This window comes from Maribacter litoralis (assembly GCF_003075045.1).
Lineage (GTDB): Bacteria > Bacteroidota > Bacteroidia > Flavobacteriales > Flavobacteriaceae > Maribacter > Maribacter litoralis.
Genome location: NZ_QCZD01000001.1, coordinates 229415 through 254453, shown reverse-complemented (window position 1 = coordinate 254453; position 25039 = coordinate 229415). Strand labels below are relative to the sequence as shown.

26 protein-coding genes are annotated in these 25039 nt (G+C 35.1%); 18 read left to right on the top strand and 8 right to left on the bottom strand.

Features of this window, described 5'->3' with window-relative positions:
• Positions 1 to 3 precede the first annotated feature (3 nt).
• Genes DCS95_RS01200 through DCS95_RS01190 form a run of 3 tightly spaced genes read right to left on the bottom strand, consistent with a single transcriptional unit; the run spans position 4 to position 2726 of the window.
• Positions 4 to 1095, bottom strand: a complete 1092-nt coding sequence (locus DCS95_RS01200; protein WP_116769028.1) for an amidohydrolase family protein — start codon at positions 1093 to 1095, stop codon at positions 4 to 6.
• A 1-nt stretch (position 1096) separates the two neighbouring features.
• A complete protein-coding gene (locus tag DCS95_RS01195) occupies positions 1097 to 1714 on the bottom strand; it encodes a nucleotidyltransferase family protein (RefSeq protein ID WP_116769027.1) in 618 nt (205 codons plus the stop codon).
• A gap of 1 nt (position 1715) precedes the next feature.
• Positions 1716 to 2726: an XdhC family protein gene (locus DCS95_RS01190; protein ID WP_116769026.1), complete on the bottom strand. Its 1011-nt coding sequence runs from the start codon at positions 2724 to 2726 to the stop codon at positions 1716 to 1718.
• Between the two features lie 207 nt (positions 2727 to 2933).
• Between DCS95_RS01190 and DCS95_RS01185 the strand changes: the two genes are divergently transcribed.
• Positions 2934 to 4025 carry a vWA domain-containing protein gene (locus tag DCS95_RS01185; RefSeq protein ID WP_116769025.1) on the top strand — a complete coding sequence of 364 codons (1092 nt, stop codon included), beginning with the start codon at positions 2934 to 2936 and terminating at the stop codon, positions 4023 to 4025.
• Between the two features lie 203 nt (positions 4026 to 4228).
• Entirely contained in the window at positions 4229 to 5059 is an 831-nt protein-coding gene (locus DCS95_RS01180; RefSeq protein ID WP_116769024.1) for an OmpA/MotB family protein, read from the top strand.
• Between the two features lie 71 nt (positions 5060 to 5130).
• Here the strand turns inward: DCS95_RS01180 and DCS95_RS01175 are convergent, their stop codons facing one another.
• From DCS95_RS01175 to DCS95_RS01160, 4 genes are read right to left on the bottom strand one after another with little or no spacing between them, the layout of a single operon-like run.
• Positions 5131 to 6594, bottom strand: a complete 1464-nt coding sequence (locus tag DCS95_RS01175; RefSeq protein WP_116770108.1) for a M14 family metallopeptidase — start codon at positions 6592 to 6594, stop codon at positions 5131 to 5133.
• A 13-nt stretch (positions 6595 to 6607) separates the two neighbouring features.
• On the bottom strand, positions 6608 to 7282 hold the full coding sequence (locus DCS95_RS01170; protein ID WP_116769023.1) for an N-acetylmuramoyl-L-alanine amidase: 675 nt from the start codon (positions 7280 to 7282) through the stop codon (positions 6608 to 6610).
• Positions 7279 to 7704 carry a 3D domain-containing protein gene (locus DCS95_RS01165; protein WP_116769022.1) on the bottom strand — a complete coding sequence of 142 codons (426 nt, stop codon included), beginning with the start codon at positions 7702 to 7704 and terminating at the stop codon, positions 7279 to 7281. Before DCS95_RS01165 ends, DCS95_RS01170 begins: the two co-directional genes overlap by 4 nt.
• A gap of 5 nt (positions 7705 to 7709) precedes the next feature.
• Positions 7710 to 9221 (bottom strand): FG-GAP repeat domain-containing protein, encoded by a 1512-nt coding sequence (locus tag DCS95_RS01160; RefSeq protein ID WP_116769021.1) that lies wholly within the window; start codon positions 9219 to 9221, stop codon positions 7710 to 7712.
• Positions 9222 to 9328: 107 nt separating this feature from the next.
• Here DCS95_RS01160 and DCS95_RS01155 point away from each other — a divergent pair, with 107 nt between their 5' ends.
• Positions 9329 to 9730 carry a DUF2452 domain-containing protein gene (locus tag DCS95_RS01155; RefSeq protein WP_116769020.1) on the top strand — a complete coding sequence of 134 codons (402 nt, stop codon included), beginning with the start codon at positions 9329 to 9331 and terminating at the stop codon, positions 9728 to 9730.
• 59 nt (positions 9731 to 9789) lie between these two features.
• A complete protein-coding gene (locus DCS95_RS01150; RefSeq protein ID WP_116769019.1) occupies positions 9790 to 11124 on the top strand; it encodes a serine hydrolase domain-containing protein in 1335 nt (444 codons plus the stop codon).
• A 347-nt stretch (positions 11125 to 11471) separates the two neighbouring features.
• On the opposite strand, the gene DCS95_RS01145 is transcribed toward DCS95_RS01150, so the two are convergent.
• Positions 11472 to 12314, bottom strand: a complete 843-nt coding sequence (locus DCS95_RS01145; protein WP_116770107.1) for a 1,4-dihydroxy-2-naphthoyl-CoA synthase — start codon at positions 12312 to 12314, stop codon at positions 11472 to 11474.
• A 184-nt stretch (positions 12315 to 12498) separates the two neighbouring features.
• On the opposite strand from DCS95_RS01145, the gene DCS95_RS01140 reads away from it, so the two are divergent.
• The 14 genes from DCS95_RS01140 to DCS95_RS01075 all read left to right on the top strand — a co-directional run bounded on the left by DCS95_RS01140 (position 12499) and on the right by DCS95_RS01075 (position 24982).
• Positions 12499 to 13227 carry a phosphatase PAP2 family protein gene (locus DCS95_RS01140; protein ID WP_116769018.1) on the top strand — a complete coding sequence of 243 codons (729 nt, stop codon included), beginning with the start codon at positions 12499 to 12501 and terminating at the stop codon, positions 13225 to 13227.
• Between the two features lie 108 nt (positions 13228 to 13335).
• Complete coding sequence (locus DCS95_RS01135; protein WP_116769017.1) at positions 13336 to 14097, top strand: SDR family NAD(P)-dependent oxidoreductase; 762 nt, start codon at positions 13336 to 13338, stop codon at positions 14095 to 14097.
• A gap of 95 nt (positions 14098 to 14192) precedes the next feature.
• Positions 14193 to 14765 (top strand): DUF2911 domain-containing protein, encoded by a 573-nt coding sequence (locus DCS95_RS01130; protein WP_116769016.1) that lies wholly within the window; start codon positions 14193 to 14195, stop codon positions 14763 to 14765.
• Positions 14766 to 14782: 17 nt separating this feature from the next.
• Positions 14783 to 15646, top strand: coding sequence for a helix-turn-helix domain-containing protein (locus DCS95_RS01125; RefSeq protein ID WP_116769015.1), 864 nt, complete (start codon positions 14783 to 14785; stop codon positions 15644 to 15646).
• Positions 15647 to 15753: 107 nt separating this feature from the next.
• Positions 15754 to 17208, top strand: coding sequence for a nuclear transport factor 2 family protein (locus DCS95_RS20445; protein ID WP_244178351.1), 1455 nt, complete (start codon positions 15754 to 15756; stop codon positions 17206 to 17208).
• A 172-nt stretch (positions 17209 to 17380) separates the two neighbouring features.
• Positions 17381 to 18013, top strand: coding sequence for an O-methyltransferase (locus tag DCS95_RS01115; RefSeq protein ID WP_208630723.1), 633 nt, complete (start codon positions 17381 to 17383; stop codon positions 18011 to 18013).
• Positions 18006 to 18203 (top strand): hypothetical protein, encoded by a 198-nt coding sequence (locus DCS95_RS01110; RefSeq protein ID WP_116769014.1) that lies wholly within the window; start codon positions 18006 to 18008, stop codon positions 18201 to 18203. Before DCS95_RS01115 ends, DCS95_RS01110 begins: the two co-directional genes overlap by 8 nt.
• A 1-nt stretch (position 18204) precedes the next feature.
• Positions 18205 to 18831 (top strand): ferric reductase-like transmembrane domain-containing protein, encoded by a 627-nt coding sequence (locus DCS95_RS01105; protein WP_116769013.1) that lies wholly within the window; start codon positions 18205 to 18207, stop codon positions 18829 to 18831.
• Positions 18832 to 18921: 90 nt separating this feature from the next.
• The gene (locus DCS95_RS01100) at positions 18922 to 19770 is read left to right on the top strand and encodes an SDR family oxidoreductase (RefSeq protein ID WP_116769012.1); all 849 of its coding nucleotides are present in this window, start codon (positions 18922 to 18924) and stop codon (positions 19768 to 19770) included.
• A 73-nt stretch (positions 19771 to 19843) separates the two neighbouring features.
• Positions 19844 to 20569, top strand: a complete 726-nt coding sequence (locus tag DCS95_RS01095; RefSeq protein WP_116769011.1) for a siderophore-interacting protein — start codon at positions 19844 to 19846, stop codon at positions 20567 to 20569.
• 51 nt (positions 20570 to 20620) lie between these two features.
• Positions 20621 to 21610, top strand: coding sequence for a 2-hydroxyacid dehydrogenase (locus DCS95_RS01090; protein ID WP_116769010.1), 990 nt, complete (start codon positions 20621 to 20623; stop codon positions 21608 to 21610).
• 21 nt (positions 21611 to 21631) lie between these two features.
• Positions 21632 to 22591 (top strand): NAD(P)-dependent alcohol dehydrogenase, encoded by a 960-nt coding sequence (locus DCS95_RS01085; RefSeq protein WP_116769009.1) that lies wholly within the window; start codon positions 21632 to 21634, stop codon positions 22589 to 22591.
• A 144-nt stretch (positions 22592 to 22735) separates the two neighbouring features.
• Positions 22736 to 23782, top strand: coding sequence for a hypothetical protein (locus DCS95_RS01080; RefSeq protein ID WP_116769008.1), 1047 nt, complete (start codon positions 22736 to 22738; stop codon positions 23780 to 23782).
• 99 nt (positions 23783 to 23881) lie between these two features.
• Positions 23882 to 24982 carry a polysaccharide lyase family 7 protein gene (locus DCS95_RS01075; protein WP_116769007.1) on the top strand — a complete coding sequence of 367 codons (1101 nt, stop codon included), beginning with the start codon at positions 23882 to 23884 and terminating at the stop codon, positions 24980 to 24982.
• Positions 24983 to 25039 lie beyond the last annotated feature (57 nt).

The window sequence follows — 25039 nt, the reverse complement described above, 5'->3', positions numbered from 1 at the left end:
GTTTTACTCTTCGAACAAAGAAGTATCTAAACCGGGAATAAGGTTTAGCGCGTTTTGGTAGTACAATTTCCTCAACACTTCGTCGGGTAAATTTAAACCGTACATTGCCCAAAAAGCAAGGTATTTTTTATAGTATGGAAAATACTCGTCATTACTTTCAAGTACCCTAAAATAGGTTGGAAATTCTTCTGGTTTCCAACTATCCTTACCAAATAACACCCTGTCTTGATATTTAACAAAGAAAGCTCTGGCATTCTGTGGTTGCCTACCTAATTCTGCAATTACAGCAGAAATACCTACGTTCATATTAGGCATTTCGTCTAATAGTTGACCTAGTTTTTCGAGGTTGTTGGCGTGCCACCCCATATGGGCATTAACAAATTTTGTCTTTGGATGCTTTTTGAACACATTATGCTGCTCTTGAATAATTTGTTCGAACGGAGCAGGGTCTGTTGCGCTACGTTTTCTTCTTGGATGAGTTTTTAATTCTAACCAGCGTTCATTTTTTGCATCCATATCATCCCAAAAGGACTTTGGGTCTGCTGCATGAATTAAAACCGGAACGCCCATTTCTGCACATTTTGCCCAAATAGGGTCTAAACGGGGATCATCTATTGCCAAACGTTCACCATTGGCATCTGCATTTCTTAATCCCAAACTTTTAAAAACCTTTAAGCCTTTTGCTCCATTCTTTATATCCTGTTCCAATTGTTTCGCTGCTTGTTCTCCCCATGCCATATCTTTGGCACCTTCAAAATCTACATTGGCAAATACCACAAATCTATTTGGATAACTTTTGTTGATGTTATCAACTTTCTCTTTTAAACTTTCACCTGATCTACCACTTAAGTTCACCATTATGGCTTCGTTCATAGCATTCATATACTCAATTAATCCGTCGAGAGCTGCTACAGACATATCTCTTTGGTGACTGTGTATATCAATGAACGGAAATTTTGCTTTGGTGATTTCAGCTCCTGGAACTACTAATGTTGATGTTGGGTTGTATTCTTCAAAACCCATTTCTTGAGCGAAGGATGGTGATGTTGCTAGAACTATAATACTATATAGAAGGGTAGTCTTAAGTTTGTTCATGTTATATCTGTGTTTTATTGGTATGTGCCATTAATTGTTCATATTCTGCATCAGTATCAATATCAATAATTTGCTTATTTGCTTGCAAGGAAATTATGGATTCGGACTGCTCATTTAAAAATAGCTTAGCTCCGGAATCACCTTTTAGTTTTGACAATTCCGTAAAAAATATCTTTGGGAACAAAGCAGGCACCCCTACTCTTTTACCGTAATTTGTACCTATAATTTTTTCCGGATGCTTCTCAAATTCATTAATAACTTTGTTTAGGTATTCATGGGTAAGTAAAGGTTGATCGGCGAGACAAATTAAAATACCGTCATAGGTTTCCTGCTGTTCTAGCTTCACCTTAACTGCATGTGCAATACTATTTCCCAATCCTTCAGCCCAATTGGTATTTGTTATTACATGAACATCCAAATCATTTAGTTGACACTGATTTGATATCAATTCGGCATTAGAACCCAAAACAATAGTAATGTTCAAAACATGACATTTTTGAACAGTTTTTATGGTTTCTAAAAGAAAGTTAGAATCTTTCCAGGGCATCAGTTGCTTAATGCCTTTCATTCGTGTAGAAGCACCGGCAGCCATAATAAGAACAGCAATTTGTAATGGCATTTTAATGATGTATTTCTTTCAATTTATCTTTTAGCATCATAGGTTCGGTCTTTCTAATCACCGTTAATATTTCAGCTAGTATAGATATTGCAATTTCCTGCGGTGTTTCTGCCCCAATGTTCAACCCTGCAGGACCGTGTATACCTTCCACAAAATCAAGGTCAATATCCATATCCAATTCCATTAATTCCGACAATAATTTTTCTCTTCTTCTCGCCGGGCCTAAAACGCCTAAATAAGTTGATTTACAATCTTTAAAAGTCAATAGATACTTTAAATCTTTTACATAACTATGCGTCATTAATAGCACAGCGGTATTAGCATCGATAGTTTCTACCGGAAAGTCTTCGGGTTCTAAGGTCAACAACGAATCAATTCCGGGGAAATCCTCTATGGTTTTATCCTCTTTTGGCGTAACGGCAACACTTACCTCCCAGCCCATGCTTAACCCAAAATGCGCTAACTGCACGGCATCATGTTCCCCACCAATTAATAAAAGTCGTTGACAAGGAGTCATCGTCTGCGAAAAGTGTAAAGCTGATTTTTGTGCGGTTGTATTTTGATTTAAAGAAAAGTTTTTATCGTTAAGCCTAATAAAAGTCCCGTAACCACTGAGCTCACCATATGTTTTTTCATACGCCGTCCGTAATTCGAACGATTGTCTATTAACAATAACTTGGTCAAAAGCATATAAACAATCATTGTTTGGGTCAAAAGGCTCTAACAATAGGTATAGAATACCTTCGCAACCCAACCTGTACCTGCCATCGTAGGTCATTAATTTTGAGGTGCCATTTTGAAAAACCGATTGAGCCTGAAATAAAACCTCTTTTTCTACACAGCCGCCACTTACCGCACCGATCATTACATCATCTTCACGTATTAGCATTCTAACACCAGGTCTACGATAAGAAGAACCGTCTAAATCGACTACGGTTGCCAAAACGCATTTGATATTAGCCGACTTGGCAATTCTATATTCTTTAAAAATGTTTTTAAACTCGTGGGTCATTCATTACCGCTTTACACCTTCTAATGTAGTAAAATTAAGGCTAATATTCTTATTATGTATTTTGTATAAACCTAATGAAATATAGGTGTTTTGATTATTTGGAACTTACATGAATACGCTTTAACAATCTTTAACATTAATTTTAAGCTTCACTATAATTTAAATTAACATTGTGCGTTCTGCTAGTTGAACCCGTAATAATTGAATATGAAAAATTTTTTAAAAACATTCAGTGTGTTTTTTATGGTTACCCTACTAGTTTCTTGTGGTAACGCAGATGATGATGTTAGTTTGGATTTGAATACAGGTGACGGACTTGGAGAAGGTACCGTAGTTGATGAATGTTTAGGATTGGAAGAAGGCGAATTAGTACTTTCTATACAAGATCAGTATACAACATTACCAGGTAAGGTATCTGTGTTTTTCAAAGTGTCCGATACCAGTGGAAATCCTGTTCCGGGGTTAACAGCAGATCAATTTACTATTTATGAGCAAGGTCGAAATGATGATTGCTTCAATACTATTTCAACCTCAGAATCATCGGCACGTATTTCACCAAATTCACAGATTTTCTCTAATAACACCTTACTTGTTTTAGATTTAAGTAATAGTGTTTTAAGTAGCAGTTTAGAAGAATTAAAATTGGCTTCCACTAGTTTTATAGATGCCGTAATGCCAGCAACGGCTCAAGAATCCGTACAAATGGCTATCTACTGGTTTGATGGAGAAGATGAACTGCATTTGTTAAATGAGTTGACCCCATCAAAAGATGAATTAAAAATAGCTATTGACGGAATCACCGATGACATTAGTAATGACCCATCAACCGATTTATACGGAGCGGTAATTAAATCGACCGATATAGCGTCTGATCTAATTAACGTATCAACACAAGATGATAAAATTGGCGCTGCATCGGTAGTGATATTTACAGATGGTACCGATCAAGCTTCTCGTTATACCGAAGATGCCGCATTGGATAAAGTGGAAGATGCAAATGCCAATATTTCTTTCTTCAGTATTGGATTAGGAGCAGAAATAGATACAGAAGTACTGACGGCTGTTGGTAAGACTGCCAGCGTATTCGCTACGAACAAAGATGAATTAGAAGCAACCTTTAGAGATATCTCCGACAAAGTATCTGAAAGAGCAAATAGTTTCTACTTATTTGAATATTGCAGCCCTAAAAGAGATGGTAGTGGTGAGAATAATTTAGCCATAGAAATCAATACCGGTTCTAGACAAGGAGCAGTACAAACCAAGTTTAGTGCAAACGGATTTACAGGAGGTTGCGAATAACAAACTCACTTTCAAATTATACAAAGAAGCATGAAAATGCTTCTTTTTTTTGCTCTTTAGCGAAATAACAACCCATTGACAATCATTTTGTTGTGCCAGTATTTTATAGGGCTAAACGGATTGAGTTAAAAATTTAAACATCCGTATTTCTGTTTAGGCCGTATATAAAAGCGATTAAACTAATATTAATTAAAAAGAACAAGATGAAAAGATTATCCTTAGTTACTATAGTATCTATAACGCTTTTAACTTCATGTGTTTCTAAAAAGAAATATGTTGCCTTAGAAGATAACTTATCTCAAACCCAAAGTACTTTACAAAAGACTCAAGTTGAAAAAGAAGAGTTAGAATCTCAAATGGCACGTATAGAAGCACGTGTTGAGGAGTACAATTCTAAAATCAATTCATTAAAGGAAATGAACGATAGCCAGTTTACAAGTGTTGATGATGTTGCCGTAATGAGCAATAACACAAAGGCTAAAATGAGAAATACGTTGAAAAATGTTGATCCTGCAAAATTAGCAGGTGCTAAAACATTACAAGATTCAATGAACTTGGCAGTTTCTTATAAATTGAAGCAATCAATTTCTGATGAAGGTGAAGATATCGACGTTAGTATTGATAAAACTGTAGTAATGATCAATATTTCTGATGAGTTATTGTTTAACACAGCTAGTTATAGAGTTAGTAACAAGGCAGACAATATTCTTAAAAAATTGGCAGATGTAATTAAGTCTGAGCCAAGTATGGAAGTTATGGTAGAAGGTCATACAGATTCTAGAACGATTAACACTCCTATGGTTACAGATAACTGGGATCTAAGTGTAAAACGTGCTACATCAATTGTACGTAAATTACAGAAAGAGTATGATGTTGACCCTTCTCAATTAATAGCTTCTGGTAGAAGTAGCTACTTGCCGTTAGTGGAGAACGATACTAAAGAAAACATGGCAAAAAACAGAAGAACCAAGATCGTTATCTTACCTAACTTAGATAAGTTCTTTGCTCTTTTAGATGCTGAAGATACCATGTAAGAACTTCGGTTCTATATAGATAAAAAGGGAAGCAACTGCTTCCCTTTTTTTATGCTTAAATATTGAATTTATTATCTAAAGATCATGCCATTTGGCACATTGATAGTATTCTCTTTTAAATTGACCAGAAAGCCGTTGATGACGGCATATTCAATGACTCCCGCTTTCTCCAAAAAGAATGTTGGGTTAATACCCGGCATTAAATTAAGTTCTGGAACTTTATATTTTTCACCTATTAAATGAACGGGAAAAGGAGATATAATTTGTTTTGATGGAAATGATGATAAACGTATATAACCGTAGCCCTGCTTTAATACATCTTTAAAATTTAACGCTTTAACCTCTTCAAATGAATTTAAGGTTTTAGGATAAGCTTTCGCTTGTTTAATGTTGTAGCCAGAAGCATTTAAAGTTTGATATCCGTAATATGTAGAAAGATCACCTTGGTCTAAAATTCGGCTACTATACCAAAAAGATTTGTGATCTGGGTAGTCTACTTCAATTTGGTTCATACCCAAATCAATGATATAGTTATTACCCTTAAGCTTATATGTAGCTCCTACAATTTTTAAATCGAACAATTTTCTATCGTTCTCGGGAATCTTCTCATATTCCTCAATAGCTATATTTTCATATGATTTCTTCGCTATGGTATAGATCGCAGATAATATGGAAACGTAGTTCAATTTTCTAATTTCCTGCTTTTCGGTATCTTCAGGATATCCACCAGATTCAATAAGAATTGTACTTGTTCCCCATTTTTGAATGTTATCACCAAAAGCCCTAGGTTCAAAATCATCATTATACCTACCTACTTGACCAGGGGCGTATTTTTGAAGTATTTCGTTCATGAACACAATAATCTTCATGGCATTGCCACGGGTTTCGTTAATGTCTTTTTCATAATTGTATGCAGGTGCTAAATAAGATATTGTAGCAGGCTTTTCTGTACGTTCTGCGTTGTAATATGTGCTTTGGTCATGAAGATTGAATCCGAAATCGGCATCAAGACTATCTCGTACTCTTTTTAATGTTTGAGATTCTGGAGATTGTAAGCGTAATGCATCCCTGTTAATATCTACTCCTAAAAGGTTTCGACGTTGGTACAGTTCTGCCCCATCAGGATTCAACATAGGTAAGAAGTGAACGGTCAAACTAGCAAGAATTTCTTCTTTTTCCTTAGAGAAATCCGGACTTTCAAAGAAGTTTAAAATATCAAATATTGCCTGTGTTGCCGTGGGTTCATCACCATGCATTTGAGACCAAAGAAAAACATTGGTATCTCCACTGCCAATACTGATTAAGCTTAACTCTTTTCCGCCTATAGATTTACCAACGGTAGTGACTTTAAATGCTTTGTTCGCAGAAATTTCAGCTATCAATGGCTGAATATCCGCATGCTTTATGCGTCTTTTGTCTATAGTACTTTCCTTATAATTCTCATAAGTATCATACAATTGTGTCGTAATATTATCGGTTTGGCAAAGAGCCGATAATGAGCAAAGAAAAATAGTTGCTAGTAAAATATGTTTCATTTGGGTCATATAGTTAATTAATTTCGTTCGATGTGTTTTTTGGTAGTTGTTTGAAGTTTAAATGCTTTACGGCTTTTCTAACCTTATTCATAAATTCAGGACCTGGGTCGGTTTTTTGGGTACGGTAGCCTTCATCTTGTTCTAACCACAGTGGATGATTTTCAAATAACGTATATTCATAATGACCGATTAAATAGTCAATTTCATATTTATCCTTTAAATATTCCACTAACCAAATATTAGATTTTAACTGTGCTTTTGTTAGCGGCAATTCTTCTGTACCACCAACATTCTCTATACCAATAGCGCAATGGTTAAGACCAATAACGTGGCGTGCCATAGTAGTTTCTGGTAATAATTGATAAATGGTGCCATCTCTATCGACCATAAATTGCGATGAAACATTTAAACCGCTTACATTTTTAATATCGGGTCTCCAATTGGGCAAGGTTGCTGGATCAAAAGCTTCGAAAGACTTTTCAAATGTGGGTATTACCGTCCAATGTAATACGATCATTTTTGGGTCGATCTCTGGTGAATCTTGCTGCAATCCGTATCTGTTCTGTAAATATTCTAAAGTTAAAACTTTTCGTTCTTCATTAAAGGTAATGGGGCGTTCAACAATTGGTTTTGTAGTGTAACATGAGCAGAAGCCTAATAACAGGAAGTAATAAAGGTATTTTTTCATTCTAATAGTTGTTCAGTACTGTCTTTTTCAACAGCATATAATATGGTAATTTTTCTTCTACCCCACTCTTTTGCTTTCTTTATGTTCTCGCCCATATAGATATCTATGCGGTTTCGCCAACGTGAATGCATTTTGTCTTTCACAAGATAGACACCTTCAAAAGTATCGATCTTTACCATTGTATTGTACGAAAGTCCTTTTTTTAGCAAATCGCGCGATACAGCGATCCATTTTTGACCGGGCTTTATAGAATCTCCCCAAGCCGTTATTGCCGGATGCTCATATGATGTTTGATACGGAAGCGAATTATACGCGGTAGCAGTTACCTCAATGGGCACCCAGTTAAATTTATCATCCACGGGTTTATCTACACAACTCAAGGCTATTACGAGGATAAATACAATGGATAACTTTTTTATCATACCTACTAATGTAGGGTATTTTCTAAAATTAATAAATCGGTATAGCTTTCATTCCATGTTTCTTCTAGATGCTTAGGAACCGGTGTAAAAGAAAAACTAAGTGCACTCAAAACAATATCATCATCACCATCACCGTCGATATCGTCAGCATCCATTAAAAACCATCTGCCTAATTGGCTATTGTTAAAATGCTCTTGTGAAAAGCTATAGGAAGCACTGTTTTTATTTTCTAAATACACAAAATTATAGTCCGGATGATTCTCAAAATCAGGAAAAGTAGCTAATAAAGCAAAATCCATATCACCATCTTGATCAAAATCGTTGGCTATAACTCTAGTAGCTCCGTTTAAAGGATGAAAGTAGGTTTCCTTAAAATTATTGTTGCCATCATTTAAATGTATGCGCATGCCGTGGTAAGGCTTGTTTACAAAAGATTTATCGGCATTATCACCGTTAACGGTAATGATATCGTCATATCCGTCATTATTGTAATCAACAAGCTCAAACCAACTAGAGCCATAAACCGGACTAAAACGTAGAACTTTGTCAATTGTAAATTCTAAATTTTCCTTTTGATATAAAATATAAACAGCTTCATCTCCTTGGGCGGTCAAAACAACCAGATCATCTTTACCATCGCCATTCATGTCTTTTGGTATTACCCTTAGAGTACCGGGTAAATTTAAAAGCACTTTATTTTCATAAAATCCGTAATCATTTTTCTTCAACAAAGTAAGTCTTCCTTTAAGGTCCCCAAACTCACTAATTATAATTTCTTCACTACCATTATTATCCAAATCTATATAAACCGTATGTACAGGTCTATGTAGAGAATCCTGTAAAATAGCCGTTTCACTTCCCTTTCTTAAAACAGTTTCTCCTCTTGGTATTTCATTGGGGTCCATTTTACCCATATTGGTAACATAAATACTATCATGTAAAAGTCGTGCATTGATAATGGCAGAATTAAAGTTTCCTAAAGATTTATAAGATTTTTTATCGAGATTATAACTGTTCAATTCGCCATTTCGAGTACCGGTTACTATGTTCCCTTCTTTTGTATCGATATTTAAAAAAGTAATTAAGCTACCTTTTATACTGTCTAAACGAATTGGTGTAGTATTAAAAGTGGTTAACGGTTTGCTTTCAATGATTTCATTGTTATTTATTAGACTATCTGGAGCCAGGTTGATTATATATTCCTGCAATAATTTCCAATCTTCTAATGGTATTATAGGTTTTGAAGGATAGGTGCCGGTCTTAATAACTGCAGTTTGCTCATTAAAAGGTAATTTGTAATACGGATGTTTTCCTGCGGTTTTGATTCCCATTCTAGCCCCCATTTCCGGAAGCACCTCATTTTTCCAAATATCTTTCGGTAAAGATGCTATATCCGGAGCTATATGACAACTGGCGCAGTAACTGGTAAATAGGGCTTGTTCCCTAGATGGTTTTTTTGTATTACATGAAAAAAATACACCCAATAAAACCGCGTAAAAGCATAATTTTAAATTCATTAATTAAAAATGATTGATTATAGTGAATAATATGAAAATGGAAGATACCTATACCCTTAAAACCCTGCAAGCTATAAATGAAGGCTTTTCTTTAAATTTGTAGTACTATGAAAAAAGAAAAAAAACCCGATAATGTAGTCTTTAACGAAGATTCACAGGAATATCATGGAAAGCTTCTTCCATTTGCAAGTGGTGTAGCTGCCCCAAAAATTACACCTCCCGATGTTACCTCATGGAAAAACACCAATATTATAGGTGCCAATAACCAGTTTAAGGCAAAGTACGAAGCACTACAAGAGGCATACAATAAATTGATGGACGACTTTGAATACAATAATTTGGTCTACAATGCTAAGTTCAGTTTTGAACCTATTGTTGGTAAGGAATATCATTTATATAGAGCCAAAGATGAAAGTACTTTTCTTTCGATGATTTTACCACAAGAATGCAATTTTGATTACTTAGGAAGCTTTAAATTATCAGCAGATAAAACTTGGCAGAAATTATAGGTCTAGTTTATATAATACAAGTACTCTTTCCCCTCAGTTAGAACATTAAAATAATAAGAATGAAAAAAATTAAATTGCTTTTAGGTATTGCTTTGGTCGGTATTATTGTTGCGGCATATTTTAATTATCCCAAGCTCAACCTTATTTCCGGTTATGCATCCAAAAGCATGGCGTCTAGTGTTTTTATAGCGGAAAGAAAACCGGTAGATATTATGTTGAACGATCATGAAATGCCTTTAATTAAATTGTCTGACTGTGAGGTTTCTACTGAAGATAACTCAGCTACGGCCAGTGTTTATGGTCTTATGCCAAGAAAAGCGGTATATAAAGAAGGTTTAGGTGCCGTATTGACGAACGAGGAGTTTTCTGAACATAATTTCGATATCGTACCAAATAGAATTAAAGTACAAGATACCCTGCCTTTCCCATTTGGTAATAACGGCATAAAGGATACAGTATTGGCAAATGTTGATTATGATAAGTTAGACGTTGCTTTTGAAAATGCTTTTAAAGATCCAGAGCAGAGAACACGATCGTTATTGGTAGTTCATAAAAACCAAATTATAGGTGAAAAATATATAAGAGGATTTTCAAAGGATACAAAAATATTAGGATGGTCCATGACCAAGAGTATTTTGGCAACTCTTTACGGAATCTTAGAATACAAGGGTGATATGAAGATGGATTATAAGCCGTTTGCCGATGAGATACAAATGAAAAATTTAAAGAACAACATTACCATTGACCACCTATTACGCATGCAAAGTGGTTTGGAGTGGGAAGAAAACTATTTTAAAATATCTGATGTTACCCGCATGCTTTTTCTAGCTTCTGACATGACGGTAGCCCAACGCAATAAAAACGTTATTGCTGCCCCAACCGAAGTTTGGAACTATTCTTCGGGTACTACTAACTTATTGTCGGGTATTTTACATGAGCAGTTTGCTACGCATCAAGAATATTTAGATTTTCCGTACAAAGAATTAATCGACAAAATAGGAATGAATTCGATGGTATTGGAAACCGATTTATCGGGTAACTATGTACTTTCTTCTTATGCATGGGCAACCACGCGAGATTGGGCAAAATTTGGTCTTTTGTATTTAAATAAAGGCATGTGGAACGGTAAACGTATTTTTTCGGAATCGTGGGTAGACTATGTTTCTAAACCAACCGAAAACTCTGACGGAGTATATGGAGCACATTTTTGGCTAAATGCAAATGGTAAATACCCAGACATACCACGAGACCTGTATTCTGTAAACGGATTTCAAGGTCAGCGAATTTTTATTATACCATCTAAAGACCTAGTTGTCGTACGCACAGGCTTGGAAGAACAAAAAGATGAGCAATTTAATACGCTGTTAAAGGAAATCATTAGGTCTATTCGTTAAAGGATGTAAAGTTAAGAGCACTCGTGGGGTAAAACCACAAATCTTAAGAAACTCACAACAGAAAGCGCTAACGTGACAACAATAGTTTCTAAAAACTAGAGATCCTCTATACATTTACACTGTTGTTAAAAACGAAATAAAATTTTTTCATTTTCATATAGTGTTCTCGTAAAAGAGTCTGATCTTCATTGATCGGACTCTTTTTAGTTTAGGGTGGTTTTTGTTTTTAGTGTTCAGTTGTTAGTATCAGTTGGCAGTATCAGTTTTCAGTAAGAAGTTAGAAAATAGAGAATAGACTTTTTTCGTTGCATCAACCATCAACCATCAACGAACAACGAACAACCAACTTACGGTAGCCAATTATCCTTTCCAAAATTAGGTTTTCGCTTTTCCAAAAATGCGTTTCTTCCTTCTTTTGCTTCTTCTGTCATATAGGCTAGTCTTGTGGCTTCACCGGCAAAAACTTGCTGACCCACCATTCCATCATCGGTTAAGTTCATTGAGAACTTCAGCATTTTTATAGAAGTTGGTGATTTTTCCAATACTTCTTGTGCCCATTGAAAAGCAGTATCTTCTAACTCCTCATGCGGAATTACGGCATTTACCATACCCATTTCAAAAGCATCTTGCGCAGAATAGTTTCTTCCTAAGAAGAATATTTCACGAGCCTTTTTCTGTCCCACCATTTTTGCTAAATATGCAGAACCGTACCCACCATCAAAACTAGTTACATCGGCATCGGTTTGTTTAAAGATAGCGTGTTCCTTACTGGCTAAAGTCATATCACAGACCACGTGCAAACTGTGTCCGCCACCAACGGCCCAACCCGGTACCACGCAAATAACCACTTTCGGCATAAAACGTATCATTCGTTGTACCTCCAGAATATTCAGTCTATGCTGCCCATCTTGCCCTACATAACCTTTCTCTCCCCTAGCCTTTTGATCACCACCGGAACAGAATGACCATATACCGTCTTTTGTAGATGGTCCTTCCGCAGAAAGCAAAACAACACCTATAGAAGTATCTTCTTGCGCATCATAAAAAGCTTTGATCAACTCGCTAGTGGTATGTGGTCTAAAGGCATTACGAACATTAGGTCTATTAAATGCGATACGTGCCACTCCTTCACACTTTTTATAAGTTATATCATCAAATTCTATGGCAGTTTTCCAATTGGGTGATTTCATATTTTCTAACAATTCTATTATCGCATAAAGATAAGGGTTCAAAGTATACTCGTCCAAATTTGAATGCAACCAAGCTCTACATAAATTCAAGAGGTTAACTCAATCGAGTTAGATATCAATTTGTTTGAAACACTAGTTTTGTCCAATAACTATTATGTTTACCCTTAAATTAAGATTCTAGTTCATGAAACAATCACTATTTGCATTTATAAAATCTCTCAGGCAATTCCTTGAGAACAAGCTTAACCAATACAATACTACCTTACCCTATGTTATTACGGTAATTATTGCGCTTGTTATAGTGGTTGGCGGTATAAACTTATTTGTTGAACTAACGGATACGCTAAAAACCGAAATGCTCGCCAATTATGATACCGCTATTACAGATTATGTTATTTCTCATCGAACACCAACATTAACGGCATATTTTAAGTTTATGACCAATGTAGGTGACACTTATGGTTATTTGATAGTGTTGACCATTTTCCTGTTGATTTCCTTATTGGTTTTTAAACGTTGGAAATATGTTGTTCAAGCAACTTTGGTGCTAGCTTTGGCAACCATTTCGAACATGATGTTAAAAAGATTCATTGATCGCGCAAGACCGGGAATTGAACATTTAGTATCAGTAGAGACCTTAAGTTATCCCAGCGGACATGCCATGAGTGCCATGGCATTTTACGGTTTTCTTATTTTTTTAGTGCTAAAATTTAAAATTCAGAAGGTCTTTAAATACTTGTTGGTGCTGTTATTGGCGGTTCTCATATTAAGTATAGGTATTAGCCGTATTTACTTAGGTGTACATTTTCCATCGGACATTGCCGGTGGATTTATTGCCGGATTTATTTGGGTAGTTTTCTGTGTTCTTGTCTTTGATTTGATCCAATTGTTTAGACGCGATCCAAAAACATAATGAATATAACCTTAATGTTAATATAACGTAGCTAAGCTTTTAATCGGTGTTGATTTCAATACCTTAGAGTAAGGCAAAAGCTCAAAAGAATTACAAACAACAAAAATTATGTCGACAACTAAAATAGTATTGGTAACAGGCGGTAGCCGTGGAATAGGAAAGAATATAGCTTTAAAAATCGCCGAAAAAGGATTGGATGTAATCATCACATATCATTCTAAAAAAGAAGCTGCTAATGATGTTGTAAAGGAGATTGAAAAATTAGGACAAAAAGCAATGGCGTTCCAATTAGATACAAGTGATACCTCTAATTTCTCTAGTTTCTTTAAGAGAATTAGCATGTATTTGAATGAAAATTATCGCTCGGCAAAATTTGACTATTTGATAAATAATGCGGGAACAGGAATTTACAAGCCTTTTTTAGAAACTACAGAAGCTGACTTTGATGCTATGATGAACATTCATTTAAAAGGTGTTTATTTTTTTACGCAGCATGCAGTTGAACAATTGAACGATGGTGGCGGAATCATTAATATATCTTCTGGTCTGGTACGGGTAACCATACCTGGTTCATCTGCATATGCAAGTATGAAAGGTGGTATTGATGTATTAACAAAGTTTATAGCAAAAGAATTAAGTTCCAAAAAAATAAGAGCAAATGTGGTAGCACCTGGTGCTGTAGGTACCGATTTTGGTGGTGGTGCCAATAAAGACAATGAAGAAAGACGTCAAAAGATAAGCAGTAATACAGCTTTAGGTCGCGTTGGCGAACCAGAGGATATAGGCGGAATTGTAGCTTTTTTATGTACAGAAGATGCAGGTTGGATCAATGGTCAGCGAATTGAAGCAACCGGAGGGTTAATGTTATAGGTAAATACATTGTAGAAATCGCACATAAAGTGTTTGCATTTATATAATCGTTAAATTTAAGAACAAACTAAGACACCTATTTTAATGCCTCTAATATGAAAAAAATGATACTGTTTTCTTTTTGCATTGGTCTGTTCACCACTGTAAGCTTGGCGCAAGATTTTAGAGGTTTGGATAAGAGTCCGCTAGACAGAGCCTATTTACCAGACCATTTTGCTCACGACATAAAGTTCGCCCCAGAAAGAAACTTACCCGATTCTCCCATACTTAAAGTCGATTATAGCAGACCTCAGAAAAAAGGTCGACAAGTTTTTGGCGGCATGGTCAAATACAATGAATTATGGCGATTAGGAGCCAATGAAGCTACAGAAATAAAAGTCTACAAAGATGTGCGAATAGATGGTAAATTACTTCGAGAAGGCACGTATACCATGTACGCCATACCCACAGAAGAGGTATGGACCATAATTTTCAACAAGGCAGTTGATCAATGGGGACATTATAGCTATGATGAAAAAAATGATGTTTTACGCATTAACGCACATGTGCTACATAATAGTAATCCGGTAGAAGAGTTTTCTATACAATTTGAAGACTCAGAAAACGGAATAGCCTTAATGTATATTGCTTGGGATATGAACCGGGTTGAGATACCCATCAGCTATTAAAATCAAGCATATTATTTTTGAAAAACATACCCGACATATCATTTCAAGATGCCCAAAACAAGTATAGTTTCGAATGTTTGAACTTAAAACAGTTTTTTGCAAGAATACCTGAAATAGCAGACCACAACCCTACCCAACCGCATAGAATTCATTTTTTTGCCTTACTGATCGTTACAGAGGGTAAGGGTACGCATCAAGTAGATTTAAAGGATTATTCCATAAAAAAAGGTTCGGTACTAAAATTGGCAAAAGGTCAGGTTCATGCCTTTCAAAAAAATGCTGCTTACAAAGGATTTTTGGTGTTGTTTACAGAAGATTTTGTCATGAACCACTTCTCAAAATCCTCGATCAATATGATTTCGCATCTATATAATTATCACGTTACGTCCCCTATTTCGCAAAACGAGGAGCTCAACCATTCTTTTTTGCAAGAATTGAATGCAGAACTTACAAATTCAAACACCTTTGCAAGAAACAATATAGTAGCCTCTTTGATCAATCTCTATTTACTGAGACTTGAACGGGAATATAATCAGCAATCACCTCAAAATAATGTTAAGAACTATACGGTTTTTATAGCATTTAAAAATTTAGTAGAGCAAAATTATGCTACTACAAGAAATGTGAAAGACTATGCCGAAATGCTTACCATAAGTACCAAACACTTAAATGAAGTGGTTAAGGAGTTTACATTGGGTACGGCTAAAACCTTTATAGACGGCTATGTAATTCTTGAGGCTAAAAGATCTATTGTCAGTACAGATAATGGTTTTAAAGAGATAGCGTATGAAATTGGCTTTGACGAGCTGACAAATTTCACCAAATTTTTCAAAAAAAATGTTGGTGTTTCCCCTAAGGTATTCAGAACCAGTTCGGTATAATTACTCACATTTACCATTCTTAGTCTCACATTGATAACGGAATACAGTCATTCCCATTTTAGTTTTGCAGTGTAGAATTACACTTAAAATCAACTAAAATGAAAATTATGAAATCAAAATTATTTGCAATTAGTCTGTTTGCAATGGCAATCGCCAGCTGTAACAGCCCAGAAAAAAAAGTTGAGACTGTTTTAGAGGTCACCAGTTTCAATATCAAAACAACCGTAAGTGAATTGGAGTTTAATGAACTTGATGCTGAAATAGAAGAAACTTTTACAAGTAAGCAGCCTGGTTTTATTAGACGTCAAAGTGGTGTTGACGAGCAAGGAAGATATGTGGTATTGGTATATTGGAAATCACTTGCCGATGCCGAAGCCTCTATGAATAAATTTATGTCAGATGAATCTGTTGCCAACTATGCGGGCATGATCGATGGGTCCACAATGAAAATGTCTCGTTTTACAACAACCGATGAATTAACGGCAACCAATAGCACATTTACAGAAGTAATGACCTTTGAATTAAAGGAAGGTACCCATGTTGAAGCTTTTAATGCAGTAAATGATAGAGTTGGACCGGAATTCAGCGAAAAACAAATCGGATTTTTACAACGAATTACTGGAATCAATGAAGCCGGAGAACAAGTTGCTGTTGCGTATTGGGACACAAAAGCGCATTCAGATGCAGTAATCAATGATTTTATGAATGCTGCGGTAGCTAAAGAATTTATGGGGATGATGGATCAGTCGACCATAGATTTGATCCGATTTCAATCGCTTTCTTCTTTGAAGAATGTTGCATTATCGAATAAAGATAAAGTAGTAGCTTTATTGAACAGCTTCAATTCAGGTGACCAAACACCTATTTCTTACATTAATCCCAATAAGTATATTCAGCACAACTTAGGTGTGGCAGATGGCTTACAAGGTTTTGGAGAAGTAATGCAACATGCCCCGGAAGGCGGATTTAAAGCAAACGTTTTACGTGCCTTTCAAGATGGGGATTATGTGTTTACGCACACTGAATATGATTTCTTCGGACCAAAAGCAGGATTTGATATTTTCCGATTCGAAGACGGATTAATTGTTGAGCACTGGGACAACCTATTGCCTATTCAAAAGCCAAACCCAAGTGGAAGAACTCAATTTGACGGTGCAACAACTTTGGCTGATCTAGATAAAACAGAAGCGAATAAAGCCGTAGTTAGAGGTTTTATAGAAAATGTGCTTTTAAATCATGAAATGGATAAAGTAGCCAATTACATTAACCCAACAACATACATTCAACATAATCCCGCAGTAGCAGATGGCTTAGATGGTTTTGGGGCGGCTATGAAATATTTTGCAGAAAACGGATTGGTAATGCAGTATGATGAACTACATATGGTTTTGGGTCAAGGTAACTTTGTACTAAGTGTTAGTGAAGGCAAATTTGGTAAGGGTGACCATACCGCTTACTATGATTTGTTTAGATTAGAAGATGGTTTAATAGTAGAACATTGGGATGTTATCGCTACGATACCTGCAAAATCCGAATGGAAAAACGAGAACGGAAAATTCTGATCCGCTTTAGAGCGTAAAACCCCTAAGGGCAAGCCCATGAGGCATTCAAAGGAAACAAACTTTTAAATTCGAGGCAAGCAACGGGGTATTATACCCTTTGGCGGTGCCAATAAAATTAATTGAAAAGGAATAGCCGTTAACACGGTTGTTCCTTTTAAAAGGTTCAAATATTATGATTGCAGCACACCAACAAATAGAATCTACATTGGCAGATTTGTTCGAAGATGCCAAATTTGATGAGATAAGAATAATGAAGGCTTTGGGGAAAAGCATTCTAGGTCCTATTCAACCAATACATTTTAAGGATACCTATCTGGCAATCTCAAAAAAGCAAGGGGAAGATGTAGTACAGCTCATTAAAGAAAATGGAGTGAAAAATGTGGTTGAATTTGGTTCTTCATTCGGTATATCTACCTTGTATTTAGCCGAGGGAATTCTAGAAACAAATGGCAGTATTGTTACAACCGAACTCATAGATTCCAAAGCAAAAAAAGCCATTGAGAATTTTAAAAATGCAGGTGTTGATCACCTAATAGAAATGAGAATTGGCGATGCTATAAATACATTAAAAGGGTATTCAGAACCTATAGATTTATTATTTCTTGATGGATGGAAAGATCTATACTTGTCCCTTTTTCAGATGCTAGAACCTAATTTTCATAGTAAAACAATAGTATACGTGGATAATGCAGAAATGCACGATACAAAACGATTTTTAAAAGCGATACAACAAAAAAACAAATACCATTTAACACCAAAGTATGACGGTAAAGTGGTAATAATTAAATCTAAATTGTATGAGTGATATAAAAATTTGCCCAACATGTGGCAGCAAGTCGAAATTCAAGGAAAAAGATGGTGTAACAACGTACACCGCAGTACAAGATGATGAGGCATTCAAAAAAATTGGTCAAATGAAAAAGGCAATGCAAAAATTTAAGGATAAAGCAGAAGCTTTGGAAAAAGAATTGAACGAATTAAAAGCCAAATTATAATATGACATTTTTAAAAAAGAATTATGGCTGGATCATTGTAACCATTCTTGCAATATTGCCAATGTTTATTTTAAGCAATATGTTTAAAATAGATACTTCTAATGGTTTTGTTTTGACTTTAGCTGAAAATGGTGGTAAAGAAGGCATGTCAACTTTAGAAATGTTATATCATATCACAGGTGAATTTTCAATAAGATGGATGACAGCTGTGTTGACCTGTACCCCTTTCTTTATCCTATTTGGTGTTAATAATCTATTTGTAAGACAAGCTATGGGTATTGCTACGGCAGTATGGAGTTTGTTACATTTTGTCATATTTATCTGGGCAGAAGGTTTTTCAGAAACCTTTACCCAATTCAATTATGTAGCCGGTTTCATAGCCGTATTAATATTGATTCCGTTATTGTTCACTTCCAATAGAAAGTGGATGAAAAAATTAAAACGGACATGGAAAAAGCTTCAAAGTTGGGCATATGCAGCGATCATACTTAGCCTTTTACACGTAGCCATTTTAGAAAAAACATGGATTATTTATGCGGTAATAGTGGGTATTGGTTTCATAATCAGATTTCCGTCAGTAAAAGAAAAAATTATGAGCCGAAGAAAGAATAAAACTCAAGCAGCTTAAGAAAATTAAGTAGTTATTTATAAAACAAACAGTTGGTTCTGAGATAAGGAATAAAATATAATCTCAATTAACGAGTAAAAATAGAATGAAATGAAAATAGCAGTAACATCGGCAAGTGGAAAATTAGGTGCATCAATTGTAAAACATCTTATCAATTTAATAGGAAAAGAAAATGTCATTGGCATTGCCAGAACACCTGAAAAAGCTACATATTTAGATGTAGAAATCAGAAAAGGAGACTACAATAGTCGCGAAGATTTCAATGAAGCATTACAGGGTGTAGATGCCGTTCTTTTGGTATCTGGCATGGATGAACCTCAAAAACGAATTCAGCAACACAGAAATGTAATTGAAGCTGCAAAACAAAATGGAGTACAAAAAATAGTGTACACCAGTATTGTCGGTGATGATGATAAAAATGCCTTTAGTCCTATCGTACAAAGTAATAGACAAACAGAAAAAGATATACAGGATTCTGGACTCAATTGGGTAATAGGTAGAAACGGAATTTACATAGAACCAGATTTGGAATATATAGATACCTATGTAAAAGAAGGAAGAATAGAAAACTGTGCGGGTCAAGGAAAATGTACCTATACCAGCAGAGAAGAATTGGGCTATGCGTATGCCAAAATACTCATTGAAGATAAACACAATGGCTATATTTATAACCTAGTTGGCGAACCCGTTACTCAAAGTGAGCTGACCGAGAACATCAATAAGGTGTATGGCACAGATTTAATTTACAACTCTGTTACCGTTGAAGTCTATGCCGCAGAAAGAAAAGCTGCTCTAGGCGAATTTTTAGGTACCGTTATTGCCGGTATTTATGAAGGTATTAAAAGCGGCGCCAACGATGTAGCATCAGATTATGAAAAGGCTGCAGGTAGAGAACATAAATCACTATTTGACATGATTTCTAATTTTAAAGCACAATAACCAAAGAGAATAAAAGAGCAAAGTACATGTTGTTTAAAACATCTGTACTTTGCTTTTAATTTGAATACAAAATATGGGCATAGTCGAATCCATCATAAAAAAAGTTCTTGAGAAAGGAACCATCATAGAAAATACAAAACTGTCGGAATCTGTATATAAAATCCGGATACAGAGTGAAGACATTGCTTCGTATGATTTTGTGCCAGGGCACTTTATAAGATTAGGCGTAGGCATTGGACAGGATGAAATTTCTATGAAAGATAAAGTTAGGAGTTATAGTGTTTGGGATATCGATAATGAGAAAAATACCATCGATTTAGCCATAGCAACGCATAGCCGAGATATTGGTGCAAAATGGGTAGAAAGCTGTACCCCTAATGATACTGTATATTTTAAATGGAAAAAAGGTAAGTTTTTGATTGACACCAACGCTGATAGCTATCTATTGATCGGTGATATATCCGCACTCTCCCATCTTTATATCATCAATAGAAACTTGCCGAATACCAAACAAGTAAAAAGCTTTGTATATAGCCAAAGTAATGAAGATTTTTTCAAAGATATTTCGGAGAACAAACCTTTCGATTTCCATGTGCTAAATGAAAATCCTTCCGTAGAAATAATCCAAAAATTAAATTCCATCGTTCCTGAGATGAAAGGTAATAAAATGGTATATATAGCGGGTGATTGTAGAGTTTGTATAGCATTGACCAATTACTTTAGAAAAGAACTGAACTGTAGTGCCAAACAAATAAAAACCAAACCGTTCTGGTATCCTGAGAAAAAGGGATTGGAATAGTAAATTGGTATAGCTAACTTTAAGATATTATTCATCATCAATACTATCTTAATGAACATAGCTGTTTTCAGTACCAAATCTTACGATCAAGAGTATTTTGAAAGGTATAATACCGAATACGATTATAACTTTTCATTTTATGAGACGGCATTAAATGCTGATACCGCAAAACTTTCGGCAGACTGCAATGTGGTATGTGTTTTCGTAAATGATGTGGTCAATGAAGAAACAATTAAAATACTGTCTTCAAATGGTATTCAACTTATAGCACTTCGATGTGCTGGCTATAACAATGTTGATTTAGAAGCTGCAGAGAAAGCAGCTATAAAAGTTGTTCGAGTACCTGCTTATTCACCAGAAGCTGTTGCCGAACATGCCTTAGCATTAATTTTAACCCTTAACCGTAAAACGCACAAAGCCTACAACAGAGTTAGGGAAGGTAACTTTTCATTAAAGAACCTTATTGGTTTCAATTTAAACAATAAAACCATAGGCGTTATTGGAACGGGAAAAATAGGAGCTACGTTCTGTAAATTATTAAAGGGATTCGGTTGTAAGATTATTGCGTACGATATTGCTGAGAATGAAGAACTAGTAGCCGAGGGAGTCGAATTTTTTCCTTTAGAAGAGGTGTTCGATCAATCGGATATTATATCGCTGCACTGCCCTTTAAACAAGCATACCAAACAAATTGTCAATGAAGATTCCATTGCTAAAATGAAGGATGGTGTTATGATTGTCAATACCAGTAGAGGCGCCTTAATCAAAACGGAAGATGCTATTGAAGGACTCAAAAACAGAAAAATCGGGTATTTAGGTATCGATGTTTATGAGCAAGAAGAAAATCTGTTTTTTGAGGACCTTTCTGAACATATTATTCAAGATGATATGATTTTGAGATTATTGAGTTTCCCCAACGTGTTGATCACATCTCATCAAGCATACTTTACTAAGGAAGCCATGGATCAAATAACCACGATTACTTTAGAAAATATAAAATCATTTGAGACTGATAGTGAGCTAGAGAACGAGGTGAAGTAAATAAAATCAATTGCAAATGACATGAAAGCATTTACCAAAAAAGTTTATGGCGGTCCAGAAGTGCTTCAACTAGAAGAAGTTGCCAAACCTGTTGTAAAGGATCAACATATTTTAGTTAAGGTGATGGCAAATTCGGCGAATCCGGCAGATTGGCATATTCTTCGTGGAAAACCCCTTTTTGCGCGGTTATCATTCGGACTCTTTAAACCCAAAAAGCCCATTTTGGGTGCTGATTTTGCAGGTATTGTTGAAGATGTTGGCAATGGTGTTGAAGATTACAAAGTTGGTGACCACGTGTTTGGCGAAATGTTGGGTGGTGGTGCCTTTGCCGAGTTTGCCAGTGTACCAGTTAAAGTATGTGCGAAAATGCCAGTGAATGTAAAATTTGCAAACATGGCTGGTGTACCAATTGCGGGTTTAACGGCATACCAAGCTTTAATAATACATGGAAAACTTACAAAAGGGGAATCTGTTTTAATCAATGGTGCATCAGGTGGTGTTGGTCATTTTGCAGTTCAAATAGCAAAAATTTATGGTGCTAAAGTAACTGCGATTTGCTCCAACAAAAATGTTGATTTTGTAAAGTCGATTGGTGCCGATAATGTCATTGCCTATGATAATGTAAACATTCATGAACACGATGGTAATTATGATGTAATTATTGATACACACGGAAACCTAAAGCATGCCGACTATAAAAGAATGGGTAAAAGAGGCGTAATTGTTGGTTTTACCACTATGAGTCATATGGTTGCTGTTCTTTTTAAAAATACATTAAGTAAGTTCCCTTTAACCCAATTTACGGCTGAAGCCAATACCCAAGATTTAGAAATTTTGGCATCTCTAGTAAAAGACAATAAGATTAAGGTTCATATTGAAAAGATATATCCATATACTCAAATACCAGATGCAATTACACATATAGAGAAAATGCGCACCCGAGGTAAAGTGGTAGTGGATTGGAATTGGAAGGAGGGCTAAACTAATACTAGGTTCCGCTTTTTTAAATATAATCAGCTATAAAAGTAAATGAGTTAGTTACTTGGTTCAAGCCAATTTTATTTTACAATAATAAATTCTATTTATCGTTTAATGTGAGTTTACATTAAACTAAATACTTTAATAATGAGTAGAATACTATTTTCCAGTATATTATTAATAGCTTTTAATATTCAAGCACAAAAGTTACCAAAAGACGCTTTAGATAGCAATACTGTTTTTATCTTTCATCCTCAAGCTTCTATTGAAAACAGTGAAGAAACATTAGAACGTTTCAAAGATAATATTATCAAAAATGGATTTAATTTGGTTGGAAAATACATTCATACCAATAGTCAGGTTTCATTGAAGGAAATTGAATTTGATATTCAAAATAAGGACGTTAAATATATTTTTCTATTAACATATCATCATTTCAAAGGTCCAAATTACGACTTATTTTATTTTGAAAATGATTCTAATAAAAATCCTGAAATTTTAAATCCTAAAAAAGAGATTTTAAACTTAAAACCTGGTTTCATAAATTCTTCATCAGATTATAGAGGCACAATACTAAAGAAATTAGAGAAAGAAGTAGCAAAACTAAAGTCTAATCATGAAGGTATAGATTCAAAAACTTATGATACAGAGCTTTTGAATAACCTAAGCTTTACTCAAGAAGAGTCAAGCTACCTTCTAGAATTAAATAATATAAATACAATTATTGATGGAATCTCATTTAAAAAAGAAGATCAGAGAATTCCAGATGATTTAGAGACTAGTAGACTTGCCGTTGTGGGTACAACCAAAGAAGAATATCACGCTACTAAAATTTTGAATTTGTATATAAAATCTGCTATTAAAAAATATCCTTTTGAATATGTATATTTTAAGAATTACGAAAATTATAAAGCTGCTGGTGGCGATGAAAATTTTGAATATAAACTTCAAATGACAAAAGGCAGTGCTTCATTCATTAGTTCATCTAAACCTAAATTAACTGGAACAGAAACGTATAGTAGGAATATGGGTAATGACAATGTAAATCCATCATTTAGTTCTGGAGGATCAAATTATGAAAAAGATTTATTTACCATTGTTCTTAGAAAAAATGATACCAATAAAAGATTTATAGTTTCTGAAAGAGATTTTGTAGGTAGAGCTATTAAAAATTTTATTAGTCAATTGAAATAATCTACTACATCGAAATTGACTACAGTACTAAAATAAATGAGTTTTAAGAATGTATCAACTTAAACTATTCATACCTTATTGGTTCATTCCATAAGAAAAATGAAAAAGCATACAATTGCCTTAGCATCATTACTATTAGTCTTCTGTTTTACTAGTTGCAAGAATACTACTAAAAAAACATCGGATTCCACCGAAGATACATCCGCAGAAAACCAGTCCGATAAAATCGTTTACGCAAGTGAAGTAATTCCGTTTTTCGATGATTGGAAATTAATTTTAGGCGATGGTTCTAATGTCGGTATCGCAAATGATTTTGAAAATAAGGACTTCTTCTATACTGAAAATGAAAATGGAGAAGAATGGGTAGTATTTAAAGCTCCCAATGGCGGTGAAACCCATGGTACATCAAATAATACGAGAACGGAGTTGGCCCAGATTAAAAAGTGGTATCCAGAAACGGCAGATGATAAGCTAACCGCAACCTTAAAAGTAATGAACGTTTCTTCTACGGGAGATGCCCGTGTTGCTTCAACGCACGCTGTGGTAGTGGGTCAAATTCACAGTGCCGATGCATTTGAGAACGAACCATTAAAAATATTCTATAAAAAATATCCTGGTCATACCAAAGGTTCTGTGTTCTGGCATTATGAGATCAATACTGCCGGGGATGATAATGCAGGTAGATGGGATTATTCATCGGCAGTTTGGGGCAATGATTTTTCTGTTGTCGGTGAAACGGCAGATACCTATCCTGCAGAGCCAGAAGATGGTATTGCATTGGGCGAAGAATTCAGCTATGAGGTTGTTGTAAAGGACGGAATAATGAGCTTAAAGTTTATGAGTGACGGACACGAAACCAAAACGTTCACCAAAAATTTATTGGAATCGGAATACACTACAAAAGCAGATATACCAGAGCAAACCAAAAAATTATTCTTTCCCATAGGTCAAGACGGTGTAGAACGCAAAGAAGCATACACTGGCGAAGGCTGCTTTTTTAAATTAGGAGCTTATAATCAAACTAACGGAAAATCACCAGATGAAAATATAAATTGGTGTTCGGGAGCAGAAACCCATGGCGGCGATATTCAAAAGCAATATGCAGATGGAAATTATGCAGAAGTTTGGTTCAAAACAGCCAGTATAAGCATTAGTGACGCTGCCGTTTCAAATGAAGGTTATTTTTCCAAAAACGATTAAATTGACCCCCAAAAGCGTATTTACGACTATAGAATACTTCGTTAATAACTTATCAAA

Excerpts from the sequence above, each read along its gene's own strand:
- DCS95_RS01140 (WP_116769018.1), top strand. The coding sequence starts at position 12,499 with ATGAAACAATCACTATTTGCATTTATAAAATCTCTCAGGCAATTCCTT.
- DCS95_RS20445 (WP_244178351.1), top strand. The coding sequence starts at position 15,754 with ATGAAATCAAAATTATTTGCAATTAGTCTGTTTGCAATGGCAATCGCC.
- DCS95_RS01200 (WP_116769028.1), bottom strand. The coding sequence starts at position 1,095 with ATGAACAAACTTAAGACTACCCTTCTATATAGTATTATAGTTCTAGCA.
- DCS95_RS01095 (WP_116769011.1), top strand. The coding sequence starts at position 19,844 with ATGGGCATAGTCGAATCCATCATAAAAAAAGTTCTTGAGAAAGGAACC.
- DCS95_RS01175 (WP_116770108.1), bottom strand. The coding sequence starts at position 6,594 with ATGAAACATATTTTACTAGCAACTATTTTTCTTTGCTCATTATCGGCT.
- DCS95_RS01195 (WP_116769027.1), bottom strand. The coding sequence starts at position 1,714 with ATGCCATTACAAATTGCTGTTCTTATTATGGCTGCCGGTGCTTCTACA.
- DCS95_RS01090 (WP_116769010.1), top strand. The coding sequence starts at position 20,621 with ATGAACATAGCTGTTTTCAGTACCAAATCTTACGATCAAGAGTATTTT.
- DCS95_RS01115 (WP_208630723.1), top strand. The coding sequence starts at position 17,381 with ATGATTGCAGCACACCAACAAATAGAATCTACATTGGCAGATTTGTTC.
- DCS95_RS01105 (WP_116769013.1), top strand. The coding sequence starts at position 18,205 with ATGACATTTTTAAAAAAGAATTATGGCTGGATCATTGTAACCATTCTT.
- DCS95_RS01165 (WP_116769022.1), bottom strand. The coding sequence starts at position 7,704 with ATGATAAAAAAGTTATCCATTGTATTTATCCTCGTAATAGCCTTGAGT.
- DCS95_RS01150 (WP_116769019.1), top strand. The coding sequence starts at position 9,790 with ATGAAAAAAATTAAATTGCTTTTAGGTATTGCTTTGGTCGGTATTATT.
- DCS95_RS01085 (WP_116769009.1), top strand. The coding sequence starts at position 21,632 with ATGAAAGCATTTACCAAAAAAGTTTATGGCGGTCCAGAAGTGCTTCAA.
- DCS95_RS01100 (WP_116769012.1), top strand. The coding sequence starts at position 18,922 with ATGAAAATAGCAGTAACATCGGCAAGTGGAAAATTAGGTGCATCAATT.
- DCS95_RS01190 (WP_116769026.1), bottom strand. The coding sequence starts at position 2,726 with ATGACCCACGAGTTTAAAAACATTTTTAAAGAATATAGAATTGCCAAG.
- DCS95_RS01110 (WP_116769014.1), top strand. The coding sequence starts at position 18,006 with ATGAGTGATATAAAAATTTGCCCAACATGTGGCAGCAAGTCGAAATTC.
- DCS95_RS01170 (WP_116769023.1), bottom strand. The coding sequence starts at position 7,282 with ATGAAAAAATACCTTTATTACTTCCTGTTATTAGGCTTCTGCTCATGT.
- DCS95_RS01130 (WP_116769016.1), top strand. The coding sequence starts at position 14,193 with ATGAAAAAAATGATACTGTTTTCTTTTTGCATTGGTCTGTTCACCACT.
- DCS95_RS01160 (WP_116769021.1), bottom strand. The coding sequence starts at position 9,221 with ATGAATTTAAAATTATGCTTTTACGCGGTTTTATTGGGTGTATTTTTT.
- DCS95_RS01075 (WP_116769007.1), top strand. The coding sequence starts at position 23,882 with ATGAAAAAGCATACAATTGCCTTAGCATCATTACTATTAGTCTTCTGT.
- DCS95_RS01080 (WP_116769008.1), top strand. The coding sequence starts at position 22,736 with ATGAGTAGAATACTATTTTCCAGTATATTATTAATAGCTTTTAATATT.
- DCS95_RS01155 (WP_116769020.1), top strand. The coding sequence starts at position 9,329 with ATGAAAAAAGAAAAAAAACCCGATAATGTAGTCTTTAACGAAGATTCA.
- DCS95_RS01185 (WP_116769025.1), top strand. The coding sequence starts at position 2,934 with ATGAAAAATTTTTTAAAAACATTCAGTGTGTTTTTTATGGTTACCCTA.
- DCS95_RS01180 (WP_116769024.1), top strand. The coding sequence starts at position 4,229 with ATGAAAAGATTATCCTTAGTTACTATAGTATCTATAACGCTTTTAACT.
- DCS95_RS01135 (WP_116769017.1), top strand. The coding sequence starts at position 13,336 with ATGTCGACAACTAAAATAGTATTGGTAACAGGCGGTAGCCGTGGAATA.
- DCS95_RS01145 (WP_116770107.1), bottom strand. The coding sequence starts at position 12,314 with ATGAAATCACCCAATTGGAAAACTGCCATAGAATTTGATGATATAACT.